This is a genomic window from Paenibacillus sp. KN14-4R, assembly GCF_052180255.1.
Lineage (GTDB): Bacteria > Bacillota > Bacilli > Paenibacillales > NBRC-103111 > Paenibacillus_AM.
Genome location: NZ_CP197466.1, coordinates 370,616 through 386,159, shown reverse-complemented (window position 1 = coordinate 386,159; position 15,544 = coordinate 370,616). Strand labels below are relative to the sequence as shown.

General features: G+C 38.2%; 11 protein-coding genes and 1 pseudogene. 2 read left to right on the top strand and 10 right to left on the bottom strand.

Features of this window, described 5'->3' with window-relative positions; all coding sequences use genetic code 11:
- Window positions 1-67 precede the first annotated feature (67 nt).
- Window positions 68-952: an alpha/beta fold hydrolase gene (locus ACSBOP_RS01920; protein WP_442602816.1), complete on the top strand. Its 885-nt coding sequence runs from the start codon at window positions 68-70 to the stop codon at window positions 950-952.
- Between the two features lie 325 nt (window positions 953-1,277).
- A complete protein-coding gene (locus tag ACSBOP_RS01915) occupies window positions 1,278-1,742 on the top strand; it encodes a GNAT family N-acetyltransferase (RefSeq protein WP_442602815.1) in 465 nt (154 codons plus the stop codon).
- 78 nt (window positions 1,743-1,820) lie between these two features.
- On the opposite strand, the gene ACSBOP_RS01910 is transcribed toward ACSBOP_RS01915, so the two are convergent.
- The 10 genes and pseudogenes from ACSBOP_RS01910 to ACSBOP_RS01865 all read right to left on the bottom strand — a co-directional run bounded on the left by ACSBOP_RS01910 (window position 1,821) and on the right by ACSBOP_RS01865 (window position 14,631).
- On the bottom strand, window positions 1,821-3,293 hold the full coding sequence (locus ACSBOP_RS01910; protein WP_442602814.1) for an amidase family protein: 1,473 nt from the start codon (window positions 3,291-3,293) through the stop codon (window positions 1,821-1,823).
- 440 nt (window positions 3,294-3,733) lie between these two features.
- Window positions 3,734-5,190: pseudogene (locus tag ACSBOP_RS01905) on the bottom strand (IS110 family transposase).
- A 573-nt stretch (window positions 5,191-5,763) separates the two neighbouring features.
- Window positions 5,764-6,552, bottom strand: a complete 789-nt coding sequence (locus ACSBOP_RS01900) for a class I SAM-dependent methyltransferase (RefSeq protein ID WP_442602813.1) — start codon at window positions 6,550-6,552, stop codon at window positions 5,764-5,766.
- A 922-nt stretch (window positions 6,553-7,474) separates the two neighbouring features.
- Complete coding sequence (locus ACSBOP_RS01895; RefSeq protein ID WP_442602812.1) at window positions 7,475-8,077, bottom strand: hypothetical protein; 603 nt, start codon at window positions 8,075-8,077, stop codon at window positions 7,475-7,477.
- A 5-nt stretch (window positions 8,078-8,082) separates the two neighbouring features.
- The gene (locus tag ACSBOP_RS01890; RefSeq protein WP_442602811.1) at window positions 8,083-8,511 is read right to left on the bottom strand and encodes a phospholipase D family protein; all 429 of its coding nucleotides are present in this window, start codon (window positions 8,509-8,511) and stop codon (window positions 8,083-8,085) included.
- A gap of 2 nt (window positions 8,512-8,513) precedes the next feature.
- Window positions 8,514-8,645, bottom strand: a complete 132-nt coding sequence (locus ACSBOP_RS01885) for a hypothetical protein (protein WP_442602810.1) — start codon at window positions 8,643-8,645, stop codon at window positions 8,514-8,516.
- A 28-nt stretch (window positions 8,646-8,673) separates the two neighbouring features.
- On the bottom strand, window positions 8,674-11,529 hold the full coding sequence (locus ACSBOP_RS01880; RefSeq protein ID WP_442602809.1) for an AAA family ATPase: 2,856 nt from the start codon (window positions 11,527-11,529) through the stop codon (window positions 8,674-8,676).
- Window positions 11,526-12,074 (bottom strand): ABC-three component system middle component 1, encoded by a 549-nt coding sequence (locus ACSBOP_RS01875; protein ID WP_442602808.1) that lies wholly within the window; start codon window positions 12,072-12,074, stop codon window positions 11,526-11,528. Before ACSBOP_RS01875 ends, ACSBOP_RS01880 begins: the two co-directional genes overlap by 4 nt.
- A complete protein-coding gene (locus ACSBOP_RS01870) occupies window positions 12,067-13,434 on the bottom strand; it encodes an ABC-three component system protein (RefSeq protein WP_442602807.1) in 1,368 nt (455 codons plus the stop codon). The genes ACSBOP_RS01875 and ACSBOP_RS01870 overlap by 8 nt, the downstream gene beginning before the upstream one ends.
- 15 nt (window positions 13,435-13,449) lie before the next feature.
- Window positions 13,450-14,631: an MBL fold metallo-hydrolase gene (locus tag ACSBOP_RS01865; RefSeq protein ID WP_442602806.1), complete on the bottom strand. Its 1,182-nt coding sequence runs from the start codon at window positions 14,629-14,631 to the stop codon at window positions 13,450-13,452.
- Between the last annotated feature and the right edge of the window lie 913 nt (window positions 14,632-15,544).

Genomic DNA, 15,544 nt, shown 5'->3' with positions numbered 1-15,544 from the left:
GCATACAGGTACTTCTCAAACGCATTGGGCATAAGCTGATATATGTCATTTTGAGAGGTGCTTTAACATGTTTCCTTATCGTCCTGAAATTCATCAATTCCCATATTCCGATTACAGGTTTGCTCCCCGCGGGTATTATTCCCCATATACCGAAGGCGGATGGCTCTGGTGGCGTAGCGCCATTGAATCGGACGAAAGCTATTGTCTGCCTGAGCAGCAGCGGCTTACATTCGTGCTTGTGCATGGCTCTTGGGCCGACGCCCACTTTTGGGACGGCATAGCTGCGGTGCTGCGCAGTCAAGGGCATGCCGTCTATGCGCCGGAATACGCAGGTCACGGCACAGATCCGAATAAAAATGTCACACATGCGATGATCACAAGGTCCGTCGTCGACTTTATAACGAAGCAGAACCTACGCGACATCGTTCTCGTTGGGCACAGCTTCGGTGGATCCGTCATCCAGAAGGTTGTCGAACAGGTACCGGACCGCATCAAGCGCCTCGTATTCTGGGACGCGTTCGTACTGAAAGACGGTGAGTCGGTTGCCGACGAGTTACCGCCTCAAACGAGGCAGGGCTTCGAGCAGCTAAGAGCCGTATCGAAGGACGATACAATCATGCTTCCGTTTCCGCTGTTTCGGGATTTGTTCGTCAATACGGCAACCTTGGAGGAAGCCAAACGGTTTTATACAAGTGTCAGTCCGGAACCGGCGAAACCACTTTTCGAGAAACTGGATCTTAAAGCGTTCTATACACTGCCTACGCCCAAAAGTTATGTCTATTTCTACCAAGACAACGTATTGCCACAAGGAGAGGGCTTCGGCTGGAATCCGCATATGTCCTCACGGCTCGGTCTATTCCGCCTGACCGTCGGCGACGGGGATCACTTTACGGATACGCGCACAAGGCCGGCCATGGTGGCGCAGAAGCTTTACGAGGCGGGCCGGGACTGATCGGGAGCCAAATTTTGCACATAATTGTAGCGTAATCCGGCGACATCCTGTAGATCAAAGCTCACGCGTACGATGCCTGGGCTTTTTTTGTCTATGAATGTATAGACGATGAAAATAAAGGCCTAGACTGGCCGCTGTTGTGGTTAACATTCAACTATCGTAATCCGTTAACGTAATGGTCTATGATCTTTGTGTTACGTTTCTCATTACAAATTGGTCTAATGAAAGATTTTTGTATTGGTTCTATATCATATACCAATAAGCCAATATAATTTATTTATACTAACCTTTGTTACTCTTATTATAATTGAAAGGATGATCCAAAATGGTAGGAAGATCGAATAAACAAATCTCGATTGACATTGTGCCACTGAGAGTAGAAGACCGTAACCGCTGGAACATCTTGGCTCGAGGTTATAAAACCTTTTACGAGACTGAGCTCCCCGACTCAACATATGATGAGGTGTGGCACCGATTGCTGAACGCCGATGGCATATATGGTTTTGGCGCGCACCTACAAGGAAATTTGGTCGGTATAGCTCACTACCTATTCCATCGCGCTATCTGGATGGAAGATGTCTGCTACCTGCAAGATCTATTCGTCGACGAAGCTGCCCGGGGGCATGGGGTAGCTCGCGCGCTCATAGAGCGGGTCGCGAAATCGGCGCGTGAACATAACGCTTCTCGATTCTACTGGCAAACTCGTCAAGACAATACCACAGCTCGTTTGCTCTATGACAAGGTCGCCAATCACAAGGGGTTCATTCGCTATGATTATCCGCTAGAGTAAAATATACCTCTACTTTGTAAGCTCAGATAAGGTTGTTCCTAAATATTACTGCCGGTTAGCTTAATGGCGTCCGTGAGTCTAGTACTTTGGCGGACGACGGAAAAGTGTTGCCTGCTCAAAACTATAGGCAATGCTGATTAGCGTGGGCTCACTGAAAGCCCTCCCGGAAAAGACAACACCAAATGGACCCTGCGTCGAATCGCCATCCGCATCAATTGTTCCTTTTGCTGAATAACCGGCGGGCACCGTAATAAGGGGGTACCCTAACCGGGCAGCAATATACATGCCATCAATGTCACCGGGTAACATTAATGCATCTAAGCCATGTTGATCGAGTGCATAGTCAATCCCTTGCGTTACAGCCGGGTGGTTATATTCTTGACGTTTAAGTTGATAGGTTATCTCGTTTAACGCATTTTGTTCCGAGCGAATCAGATTGTCTTGGCCAAACTTCAATGCGGATGCAGCGTGTTTCTGATTATAATCAATCAGTTCTTGAAGAGAATGCACGGGCATATCTGAGTTCAAATTCGATAAATAGCGATTCAGGCCTGTTTTGAATTCGTAGCAGATAACATCATTGTTCCATGGATGCTGCTCCAAATGGAGGTCCACAGGATCGATAACTGTAGCACCTTGCTCACGCAGTACTTCGATGGCAGATTCCATGATGGAAAGTCTTTCTTCATCCAACGACCGATAGTAATGTCTGGGAATCCCAACACGAGCTTTACGCAGAAAGTCTCGGTCGAGATAAGTTGTGTAATCATGAAAAGTACGATGCGGGCTAGTCCATGTTGCCTTATCGTTTTCGTCAATCCCGACGATTGCCCCGAGTAGAGACGCTGCATCAGTGACTGTCCTGCAAATTGGTCCTGGTGTATCCTGACTTATGGAGATCGGGATAATACCGCTGCGGCTCGCAAGCCCTACAGTAGGCTTTATACCGACGAGAAAATGTTGGCTGGCCGGCCCAATAATCGAACCCGCGGTTTCTGTTCCGATCGCTGCTGCTGCCAGGTTTGCCGTTACGGCTGCAGCCGAACCTGAACTTGACCCGCTGACGAAGTGCTTACCAGGTCCATATGGATTCAATACATATCCGCCTCTGGAACTGTATCCAGCCGGCATACGGTTGGACATAAAATTCGACCACTCGGTCATATTTGCCTTACCTAGAAGAACTGCGCCGGCAGCGCGAAGCTTTGCGGCTATGAACGAATCTTCAGGAGCAAACAACTCAGCCAATGCGATTGAACCAGCGCTCGTATGCATTCGGTCGTGCGTATCGATGTTATCCTTGAGCAGGATTGGAATTCCGTGCAACGGCCCTCTACTACCTGTTGTATTTCGCTCAAGGTCAAGATTCCTTGCTATTTCAAGTGCATCTGGATTGATCTCTAATACTGCATTGATCAGAGGATTATACCTATGAATGCGTTCGATATATGCAAGTACGAGGGCTTCGGATGTACATTCACCCGAAGACATTGCCTTTTGCATGCTCGCCAAATCGGCTTCCTGAATCCAATCTTGTAAGTTGATGCTCATATATTAAGTTCCCCCTCGGTACTGGTAAATTTTCGGACAACAGTAATATGATAACATGCTGCCTTGCCAAAGGAATAGGGAAGGTTTGATTAGATAAGATAGTATCGGCTGGGCATCGCAGTAGAGCTTGTATTTTCCCGAACGTCAATGTTGTAACTAAAGAAATCCGCCCGTTAGAGTAACGATAGATCCTCGATTAATGCTTTTTTCCTCAGTCCGAAAAATTAAAGGATCTACATATTAGTTATGCGTAATATGTAAATCCCTTTGTTTTAATAAATTTTTCTCAATCAAGGTCTTGATAATTTCCAGTCTAATGTAGTGTAGTGCTTATAAAAATTCAAATAGCCCATCACCGTTATTTGGAAGCTCCTTAATTTCCAATTTGCAGGGCAATGGGCTATTTATGTTTTATTTAAGGCAGTGTAAGATACTGTCGTTTATAAGACATCATCGTCAGCTAACTCATCTGCCTGACGTTCGTAAACTTCTAAATTAGATGGGATCTTTAATTTCACTTTATCGCCATCAAGGATTACTCCCATTTTGCTCGCGTGTTTGAACGGATCATACGGTTCGTTGTTTTTAAGGCATGAGTATAAAACTTGGGCTATCTTACCGCATACATGACCTATTGCTTTTCTCTTCGCCATTCCTCGATCAACTAACCGTTTATAGTAAACACGAAAACTATTTTCACTTATTTTTGGGGATATTAACAGCAAAGTCATTAAGAATAGAACTCTGCGAGTATCTCTAACACCCTCGTATGTCTGCCTACTCTTAAAAACAGATGTGCCCGAGATTTTATTCTCAGCGGCTACACCAAGGTACTTTTTAAGCTCTAAATATGTTGAGAAACGTTCAATATCACCAATAGCGCCGATAAATGTACAGGCCATAGATTCACTCATGATAGGGAAGGACATAAGTATATTTGTATAAGGATGAGGTTTATACCCTTTTTCTTTATCACCATAAAGCAGGGAAGCTATCTGATTATCCATGCTTTTTATCGCTTCATCTATGCGCAAGGCTTCTTCAATAAGCCAAGTTTGGCGTTCAGCTAGGTGTGGAATGTTCAAGGCTAATGTGTTGGGTAACAGTTCTGCCAAGGTTATTGAGGCTTTTGTAGCAGTAGTTTTTGCACCAATTGTTATTAGAGTTTGCCTAAGTTCATTCTGAGTTACCTTGGCCATTTCTTGAGCTGTAGGATACTTCAGAGCTAATTTGAGGACACTTAACGCACCTGTTTTTTTAAAAGCTCGTTTAAGTTCAGGATTGGTTACAGAGAATAATTGCTGGACTTGATTCTTACGTCTCGTTAATTGAGTAGTAAGTAACCAGCGATCCCTAGTTAATGTGCGGTATAAAACCTGCTCTGCACTTGCAGGACGAACTATTCGAACCGAGCGCATATCAGGATGAAGGGTTTTGTGCCATCCCATATAGGCCATAATCCTAGCATCAATTTCATCGGATTTTTCATTAAGTCCTAGCTGGCGTTCACGAAAATCTTTTACAGCTATATTTTCAACCTGATATATAGAATAGCCGCGATCTAAAAAAACTCGAACTACTAGATATGAATAATGTCCACCGGTTGGCTCCAGTAATATAAAGAAATCCTGGGGTTTATACCCGAATTGTGCCTGAATATCTTCTAAGCATGGATAAACTTTGTAATTCCTTGGCTATCCGAGTTAAACTTCATTGTTTTACTGCGTTTCCATTCCTTCTCACTGCGGAATTTTTCAAAAGGAATGCAAGCAGCAACATGGAAATCCGAACCGATATCTATTCCAACATAGAAGGAATAAAAAGCTCTGGAGTTGTCTTGGCCTTCAATAATGCTCATATCCGTAAGCATAAAATTATTCAACTTATGATCACCTATTCGAATCATTTGCACCAGATTAACCAAGTTTTCTTAAGAGCTCCGCAATGGGCCCAATGTAGCATGTCAGGTTTTAGATTCGGTGCATAACCCATAATAAACTGAGAGGTCGAGAATCCGCCTCAATAACTTTAAAGGGCTTCTGTTAAGTTCTTTCGACATAAGGAAACAATTTCCTGCTTTCTCTGTTAAGTTCTTTGTTTTTCTATGCAAAAAACCTGTCATTTCGACAGGTTGAATAATCATCAAATGTGCAGCGCCAAAAACATGGAGCGCCTCATTTCTGTTAAAGAAGTCCAGGAGGATGTCCTGCTGGCTCCAAACCTATTCTGGGCGGTTGTTCCCTGAGAGGTCACTGCACAATTATATATACGCCTATTAGGGGCTAATTCCTTCTAAATATCGTACCAGTTACCACAAATACTTTATAGAAGTCTTTCTAAGCTCCACATTAGGCTCAGAGGTTAACTGGTACTACTAATGTATTTTAGCATGTTGCTCAAAAGTGGTAAAAGCCAATTTATAAAACTACCGTTTCCCGTAAGTTTAATTTTTTACAGATTAAATCTCCGATTATAGTTTCCTTGCTTTAATAACGAAGGACAAGGGAAACTGTTTCGCAGTAAAAGCAGAATGATACTCCTGTTTAACTCCACTCTCACTTTCAAAGGTTTGTTTATCAGTTTCTTCAATCATTTCCTCAATAAAAAATCCTGCTTTCGATAAAGCGTTAATATACGTTGAAATTTTCCTTTTGCTGAGTGAAACATCGAAGCCATATTTTTCATAAGTTACAAGGTTCTCATCGTAATATGAGCTTTTAACTACAAGATTATTATCTTCAACTTCCATACATCTCGTAACAGGATGATCCCAGCTAAAAATAAAAGTACCATCATTTTTTAAATAGGAAGCAATTAAATTAAATGTTTTTTGTAAATCTGTAGCCCAGCCGATCGCATATATTGAATAAACAATATCGAAATAATCGATTGGTAAGCCAGGATTCACTTCCATAGGGCTATTAAATAAATGTGCTTCATATCCGCATTCTTTCAAATATTGGTTTGCATTTTCAATTTGCTGTGTTGACATATCGAGTCCCCAAAGTTCTGAAGCACCATGGTCACCATTGTATTTAAGTGAGTGCCCACTTCCACAACCAATTTCAAGAACTTTTTTACCAGACACATCACCAAACAAATGTAAATCTTCTTCTGTTGGAATCAAACAACCGAGTTCTGGGAGTGCAGTTACACCAAACCATTTATCAGCAGTTTTATCCCAAAACATTTTATTTTGTTCTAAAACCCCTTTAGTATCAAGAGTGTTATTTCTTGAGTTTAATAGAATATTGCTCATATAGACATCTCCTCTATTAATAGATTCATTTGTTACAATCATAAAAGGAGAAACCAATTTTTACAAACTACAAAAACGTACGTTCTCTTTTTTCCCTTCATTACACTCCCGCATTACAATGCTTTAATTTGGGCTTTTCAGAAAACAATAACTCTGTATATCTCTAAATATCATGGATTTCCTCATTCTTTCACTTGTCAGTATATTGAGCTAAACTTCTCGTTAGTTCAATAAAAAGAACCCTCCCGCGCCTTCGCTTGGGCTACGTCCTCCTCATTATTTTTCATTTCCAATCACCTATTAGAGAACGTACGCGGGTAGCATGTAGTGCTTACACAGGGGATTTATCTTAACCTAAGCACTAAGAAAATACTTTATTTTCTAATTACAGTAGGAGATAAGACAGAGATTGGGGATTAGGAGGGCTTGGGAAATGCAATTTAAAAGGACGGGTAACATAGCTGAATAAAGGTACAGGAATCGCCTGAGAGAACGAATGTGAATGCCTGAGAAAAGCAAGTGAGATATGATTCGAGAAGAATCCTGCATTCTCCTACCTTCCCCTTAATCCCTATCCCCGCCCCAATAAAAAAAGCCGAGCAAATGTCAGGAAATAATCCTGGATCTGCTCGACTCTGATACGACTTTTAATTGCTCAACACGAGTTTAAATTGCTGGTAACGACTTTATTTGCCTTGCGCAACATGTTCAGTGACATTATAGTTGGTGTCTGAAAAAAACAGCAAAATCAAAGGATTCCATGTTTTTAACCCTTATTTTAATTTACAATATAGTTGGTGTCTAGAAAAAGGACATTAAATACATGGTGACATTAAAGTTTGTGTCTGATATTTACATTAAAGCTGGTTTCTAAACCTTATTTGCATCTTACCAGGCCTATTTATTTACGCTACGAAAAGAATTACAAAATGAATTCCCCATAAGTACGGAATCGCTCATTTAATTCGTTCATTAAGTAGTCATATGCCTCTTGAGTAATCCTAATATGTGAGCGCCTAAAATGCATACTTTGTAAAGTTCGCTGACTGACATTTCTCCGTTTTCTCAAAGACGGAAATGTTGTCTTGCCCAAATTATTGTATAGATCTACTAAACGAACACCGTACTTGATTGGAGCATTAATTACCTTGCTACTTGTAAATTCTACATAGTACGGAAAACGATGCGTCCAAGGAGAACCATTGGGATCACTTTCGTTTACTACGTTGCCCTTCTTAAATCCATTTGTCTTGGCATACCCAACAATCATAGGGGTCGGCCTATTCTGTTCATCATAACTCACAATAATTAAGAATAGTGTATCCTCACTTTGAATGCTGCCTGGTTTTCGGGGAAAATAAGTGACATCTAGAGTACATCTTCGTTCATCTTTCATTAGCTTATAATTACAATCATTAGGAATACGATCTTCACCAGTACCTTCAAACTTTAACCAATAACCAGTCATCTCATCAAAATCATTTGACTTCTCAAAGATCGATTCAAACAAGTCAGGATGTACCATTTTCTTTAAAACGGCACCCTTTTTAAAGTGTTAGAGTAGGTGACCTTTCTATTCCGCCGATTGGCAGCTAACTGAGAAACATGATTTTTTTCTTCATCAATCCATTCTTGGGTAACAACCCCATTACCATCCAATTGAATCTGATCTAGCAAATCGTAGAAGTATTCATTTGCCTTTTCAGTTATTTCTGGCTCATCATCCATTATGACACAGACCTCGTGGTTAGATAAAAAGCCACCTTGTGTAAAGTTGGCTGAACCTATGATAACGGAGTGGGCATCAAACGAGTAAAGCTTGGAATGTAAATCGATTAAAGCATAAATCTTAGCCTTTGCATGGAGCAAGCGTTCTAATCCGTAAATGCTGCTAACTCGCTCTACAAAATCCTCCCTATAAAATCTGGTAATAATGTTGCAACTAATGGTTGGATTCAATTTTAGCCAGTCTGCCAATAGAGTAGCAGTTTGCGTTCCAACGAATGGGGAATAATATTTAATTCATTCTCAGTTTCATCTAATAATCCTTTAAAACGATCTAATAAATCATTAGATACTAAACTTACCGCCATTAGTACCTCCTCTTAAAATGAAAACTTCTTATAATGATGCATCATTAAGTCCTAATAACTTGGATATCGAAATTGGGTCTTCAGCAGGTATAATCAATACATTCTCTATTTCTGCGTTTTCACTAACCTGTTGCTTTATAAGCGGACCTTTTTCGCTATATCCTTCATACTCAATTACCGCAATATCTTGATTTCTAAATTTTTTCAACATCATTTGGTAAAACCTATAATCATGGGTTGAGATAATAAACTGCTTATCATACTTTTCTATAAATAAACGAATTAAATCAATTAGTGATAAAACATTAATCTCATCCATACTTTGGATTGGATCATCCATACCCATAAGTTGTAGACTAGACCACTGTTGGTGTACGCCCATAGCCATAAAAAAAGATAGTGCTATCGAGTTAATTTGTGCTGAACTGAAAATGTATGTTGCATTTGCCTGCGTTTGTTTCTCATCATATCCAGTTAATACATAAATCAGTAATCTGTAAGATCTATGCCTGAATTCTTTATTAAAATTAATATGGTTATAAACAGGATGCGAATTAATCCTGGAGAAGATTTTCTGAATCGTATCGAATAATTCAGAAATCATTTTTTCATTCAATTGGTCAACAGCTGGTTTAACATTGTTAATTAGATCTTTGATAGTATCTTGATCTTCATGGGCTGTTTTTTTAAGTTGGTCTAAATGCTCTAAGTGATTCTGTTGCACACGCATTTCTTCTTGACGTGTCTTTAATAACAATTCTTCTTTAGCATTTTCTATTGCAGTTATCGACATAATAATTACTGATTCTAGATGAATCAGCTTCTCTTTATCACTCTGTAAATTTTTTAAGGCATCTTGAATAAAACCCTCTATTTCCTCAACGCTCCACTGTTTAGCCTGCGAAGGCGCACCCGCAAGCAATAGCTTACATATAAAGGATTCAACAAAGGCTCGATTTTCAGCAATAGTTTCTTCAGTTTTTTTAATTTCTTGGGGTAAATCAGCTTTTTCCTCTGCTGTTAGTACCAATAAATTTTCTGCGAATTGCTGCTCTAACTGTAGTAATTTGCCCATTTTATTTTCTACAGTTTCATTTAAACCAATTCTCAGTAAATCCTCATTGTATTCTTGAATGAATTTATTCCTCAATTCTATTTGAGCACTCAAATTCTGTATTTCTTTTTCCATTTTTAACATATGGTCTTTCTTATTCTGACATTCTTCTTCAGCGCTTTTTAGAATTGTTTTGATCTCTAAATAGGATTTTTCGATATGCAAATTCAATTCATTTAATTTAATTTTCTCTTTTTCAAATTTATCTTTCATCTCTTTAATTTTTTGTTCCAGTAATGGTAATTCATTATGAATTTGGGCTTGTTCCAATTGAATTCGTAGTTGTAATTGTGGCTTGTTAATCCCTTCTGTTCCACAAGCAGGGCAACTATTTATCTCCTCTTCTACGGATAGATAATCAGATAAGCTACTAAGAAAATTTTTATATTTCTGATCTATACCATGTAACGCTAAAACGGATTCTTCTAAAAGTTTCAGCGAGCTACTCGTACTAGCATGGATACTCGATACATCTACAATAGAAGATTGAGTTACACTAATAATTTTCAAGAGCTCCGATGTTTTAGATTTCCATATAAAATTCTCATGTGCAATTTGGACATCCTTGATTAAGTCATATTTATTGTTCCTTAAATTTTCTATGCTCTCTGTAACTACTTTATTGAAGTTGTCAGATATGTGCACCGAAGCTTTAATTGTCTCGATTGCCTGTTTAGTACTGTCAATTTCTATGTTCTTATCTTTAATGAAAATAAGAGACTCCTCATATTGGTTGTTGCGATTGGTCAGGCTAGAAACCAAATTAAGCATATTGTAATCATTACGGTGATTTTTTAATTTATCCAATCTGCCTACTTCTATGTTTAATTTCTCCAAATCGGTTAGCCACTTTGATCTAATATCTTCTAGATCCTTAATACGCCGTTCCCTATTTTCTAAATCATATCTTCTCTGTTTTAGCGTCTCGGTTTCTTTCTCAATTAATGGTATTAAAGCGTTCCAGTCCTCTTTTTCAAATAGGTTTTCAGGAGCTGAGAAATTGTCCTTATATTCGCTAAGGTAAATGCTCAAAATTTTCTGATTTTGATCAGAAACTTTTTTGCTCAGTTCATCAATGGACGCTTTTAATTCTGTCTTCTTTCGAGTACCCTCAGTAATTTGACCTTCTATTTGATGAACTCGATCGTTTATTTTTTTGATCAGTTCATTATATAAATCTTTATATTTCAAGAAATGCTCGGTTCCAAACAGCAACGAAAGAGAATCGTATCTATCACCGTCTTTCATTCCTCGAAGAAATTCATTTAATTTCTCTTGCCCCAAAATATGAGTGAGGTGTAGTCCACGGGAAACTTCAACTTTTTCAATCCAAGCTGTTTTTACTAATAGTCTTTTTAACAGATACTCCGCTTGCGCATCCATCAACTTGGTTCTTCCATCAATAGGCTTTGACCAATGAAGTTCCAGTTCATGTTTTCCATAATCCGTCGTATCCTGAGGTCTGGCAGTACATGTTCTCTTTACTTTGAATATCTCCCCATTAGGGGCAATAAGATCTAATTCTACATACGTCTCTTTTAACGGACTCGTATGCATATTCCTAATGAATCGTGTTCTGTTTCTTTCGTCAGTGGCTTGATTAAATCTGTGAATTTCTCCTGAAAGCACCCATTCAATAGCATCAAACACTGATGTTTTTCCATGTCCATTTGGTCCATACAGTAATATTACCTTCGCATCATTAAAACGGAAAATAGTTTCATCAGAAAATCCTCGAAACCCACATATTTTCAATGATCTTATCTTCAATTTAAATCATCCTTTTTAATTGAACTAAAAAAATCAATCAATTGATCAGCTGTTAACTTAGGGTTAAAGAAGTCCAGAGGCAACTTACTTAATGTTGATTTTTGCAGACACTCTCGGAATTCTTCAAGAAACTCGTTATCATTAAAAATAAGTAGTTCCTTATTACTGGTTAAATCAAGGACAAAGGGAATTCTGTTTATGTAGGGAGCATCATTTTTTGTAATAACAATTTTCCTGAAATAGTGTCGGTCATTCTCAATCAATTTTCGATATGACGTGTCAATTTGATTTTGTGTGATGATAACTATAAGATAAACATCCCATTTAAGCATATGGAGCTCTTTAATCAAACGACTCTGCAATTTAACAGCTAATTCATCAGCAGCTTTTTCCCAGTTTTCTCTCAACTCAGCTTCGGTTTCAAACTGAACAAAGCCGTAAATCCGCTCAGGCGAAACACACACTGCATTAAGATAATTGAACTTAAGCTGATTTAGTTTTATAAATTCATTTTTCTCAAAGAATTCAATAAGTTCTTCAATCAAGATAGTTCATCTCCCTAACATGAAACTCTAATTCTTCTACGTTAGTTACGTGATTGTGCAAAGTTCTAATACACTCACCGCACAGCACCTTTGTTCCGTTTAAACTTTTATAATTGTTCTCTTCTAGCCCCTGAAAATATCCTTGTTCGTTAACCTTAGTAAAATCAATCAAAATATCCTCAAAGGAAAACTTATTTTGGCATCTTCTGCATAGATTAGTTTTCTTGTTTTTACTACAATTGTCCAATATTAAAGGGAACGGGAATAGTGCTTCGCCACGACGAAGTTCTTTTTTTCCTGTTGCTGTTGCTGCCTTTTCTCGAAAAAGGTCTAAAACAAGTTCAGGCATTCTCGCATGCCTTTTTGTTGAGAAGATAAGATATGCAAATAGCTCTTCATTTTCGTCTAGACTCAAATTTGCATTTATATCATTATGAATAAAACTTAACTCCTTATATCCACATCTCAGGATGGTTATTAACTCCAGTAATTGCTCTATGCCTGAAACAGTACTCAATCCATTAAAGGGATGTCTATAGCGTTGACAGAATGTCCGAAGTTTCTCTGCATCTGTTTTCATAATACTTTCTATAGATTGAACTAAACTCTCCATTAAAATAGGATGTGTTTCTGGTGGAAAGTTCTCGATTAATCCCATAACGATTTCTTTTTCGGAATCATATTGCCTCTCAAAGATGGTCATCCCATCTACACTAAGGGCACTTGAACTTTCTATTTCGCTGTAATTTATATCTCGAATAGAAAAGGATATATTCATTGACCTTAGTATCGGCAGGCAACGTTTAATCGAAGTAGCGCCGATAATTCCTCCACCAGGCGGTTTATCTTTCATAATACCGACTATCGCACGGTTAACTACTATAGGTGATCCGGATGCTCCATGAGTTATAAATCTAGGATCCGTTATTATAGGAAATTCACAAGCTAAATCTAAATCAGAGTCACATTCCTCTCTCTCATCAAACACTTGTGATATGGTTCCTCGAAATGGTTGCCCCCAGTCTTTCTGAGTATCCGGAAATCCAAAGGCTTGCCATTTCTCATTTAACTCAAGGCCTTGTATACTTAGTGGTAGTGTAGGAGAATATCCCCCCCCTACAGGCAACGACAAAATTGAAAAATCCAACCCAACATAAGGATCGTTTGGAAAAATAACCGTTGCCTGTATTTCAATATTATTTTCAAACATAATAAACACAGGTTTTAACTCGTTCGGATCTAAGTTATCGTCAATAACATGTCTGGCTGTAATCAACGTAGTTTCATTTATTAAAAAGCCCGTTCCATTCTCACTCCCACAACGTACTTTAGCAATAGATTTAAAGTCATTTTGATTCACTGATGCTCCCCCTAGTTATAGGTGTACTATTACACTCTCTTCAGTACTTGGGTAAAATACTTCATAGTTAAACTCCTTCTTCAATTCTCCCTTATTCATTGAGATTGCCGAAGGAGTTGGATACGAGAAAAATAAATTTCTTGTGAAAGTAGATTTTCTAGCAACTATTCTGGATAAGGTCTCCATGTCAGGATGCCCGTGACCTGAACCATTAGTAGATATTAAGTAATTCTTTGAATCGATCATATTAAGGAGATCCATATTCGTATTAAATTGACTTCCATGATGAGAAACTTTAATTAAATCAAAGTAAGGCGGTACCTCTGTAGTAGAGAAAAGAGCTTTAAGTTGTCGAATTGTTATTGAGGGTGGACAATCTCCTAAAAAAAGCATTTTTTTATCTTTATGTTCTAAAATAAAAGTAATGGAACTAGCATTAATCTCATCACCATCTTCAAAAAAGGGAGACATTGACAATTTCTTTATAGAACCTGTCGTGGATACATTCGTTCTACCTACACCGCCCCCTTTGGGTTCCAGATATTCAGAAACATATTCTACAGCATCATCAAAACATGGATCTGATGTCAATGGCATCTTGGGAAAAGTTCGACGCAGTTCTTTTCTCCACACTCTTTCCAAGTCACTAAGTTCAATATCAGTAGGGGAAAGTACGGTGAGTTTAACAGATCCGTTACCGAGAAATACCGGAATTTCATTGTATGAAACGGCATTACCACTATAAGATTCATTCCAGTTATACCCATCCAAATATAGATAACCTGCAAGCCTAGAACCTTGTTTTCCACTTATCGGAGTTCTACTATTAAAGTCTCTTTCAACGTAAACAACTTTTCTCTCAATCATTTCTTTCTCCGTCTTATTCAATGGATCTTCATGTTGACTAATAGATAAGTGTCGATAACTATTGTGCCAAATTTCCTTCACTTCAATTATATTAGGGGCTTCACAAGTCCCATTATCTTCTAAAAAGGAAATTGCACCGGCAATATGATCCTGATCGATATGTGTAACAACCATTAAATCTAGGGATTCACTCATTGTATTCTTATTTAAAAGAACTGGTTTTACATAATTCTTATACGTATGGAGGTAAGCCAAATCTATAAGAATGTTTACATTTGACTCCCCAAAGCAACTAACCAGAAATGTATCACCATTTTTAGCCGGAAACATTTCAATTCTCGAAGTATATATTCGACTCACCCTTAACTTATTTAATAGACTCTTATTTCACTTCCAAAGAAACATAAATGATTCCTAGAGGGCAACCCTATAGACCTTTTTCTTTCCAAACACCATGCTCCAAAACAATCTGCATCCTTCTTATAAGATCCGTTTGTTGTCCATTACCTTCTACAACATAATAATCCCCTTGATGCATTTTACAATGAGTACAGATATGCATAACATACTTCGATTCTATTACCTTGCTATAACACTCCTCAAGTTGTACTCCGTATTCTTTTGCAAATGGGATTAACGATTTAGGCATTATAATAGGGAGATCACTATTTATTGGATATCAATTTCTTAACCCATTCTCAATCTCAGGATTAAACATCAAAAATATATTTAATGTATTCTTGCATATCCAACACTTATACCCACTTCGAATATCAACCTCCCATTCGAATTCTTCAGGATATTCATAAGGAATTGTTTCCACAAACTCCTGATACTCAGGCTTATTTAGCATGCCGTTCTCTCTCATCTATGAAAAGTAACTTGGATTCGTTCGATATACTTATTCAATAGGCTTACCTTTATATTTACCAAATGTCATTATCATATTCATTAGTACACTTCACTTTTGTGGTGTCAACCAACAATATACTATTTCGACAATGATACATGTGTACCTGCCAAAAGCCCCATTATTCGTCAAATAATATATACTTTAGGGGTACATTGTACGTTTTTGGATATATTAATCAATTTCACTATTACTATATGGATATAAAAAACATTCAAATATGAATTCTCCCTATTTTCTATAATGCACTCTTCAGCTGCATGCGGAAGAGATTCTTAACTCTTTAAAGCGTGATAAAAAAAGCCGCCCAAGAGCGACTTATCAATACAAATG

Excerpts from the sequence above, each read along its gene's own strand:
- ACSBOP_RS01915 (WP_442602815.1), top strand. The coding sequence starts at position 1,278 with ATGGTAGGAAGATCGAATAAACAAATCTCGATTGACATTGTGCCACTG.
- ACSBOP_RS01920 (WP_442602816.1), top strand. The coding sequence starts at position 68 with ATGTTTCCTTATCGTCCTGAAATTCATCAATTCCCATATTCCGATTAC.
- ACSBOP_RS01895 (WP_442602812.1), bottom strand. The coding sequence starts at position 8,077 with ATGGTACATCCTGACTTGTTTGAATCGATCTTTGAGAAGTCAAATGAT.
- ACSBOP_RS01885 (WP_442602810.1), bottom strand. The coding sequence starts at position 8,645 with ATGGCGGTAAGTTTAGTATCTAATGATTTATTAGATCGTTTTAAAGGA.
- ACSBOP_RS01900 (WP_442602813.1), bottom strand. The coding sequence starts at position 6,552 with ATGAGCAATATTCTATTAAACTCAAGAAATAACACTCTTGATACTAAA.
- ACSBOP_RS01865 (WP_442602806.1), bottom strand. The coding sequence starts at position 14,631 with ATGTTTCCGGCTAAAAATGGTGATACATTTCTGGTTAGTTGCTTTGGG.
- ACSBOP_RS01910 (WP_442602814.1), bottom strand. The coding sequence starts at position 3,293 with ATGAGCATCAACTTACAAGATTGGATTCAGGAAGCCGATTTGGCGAGC.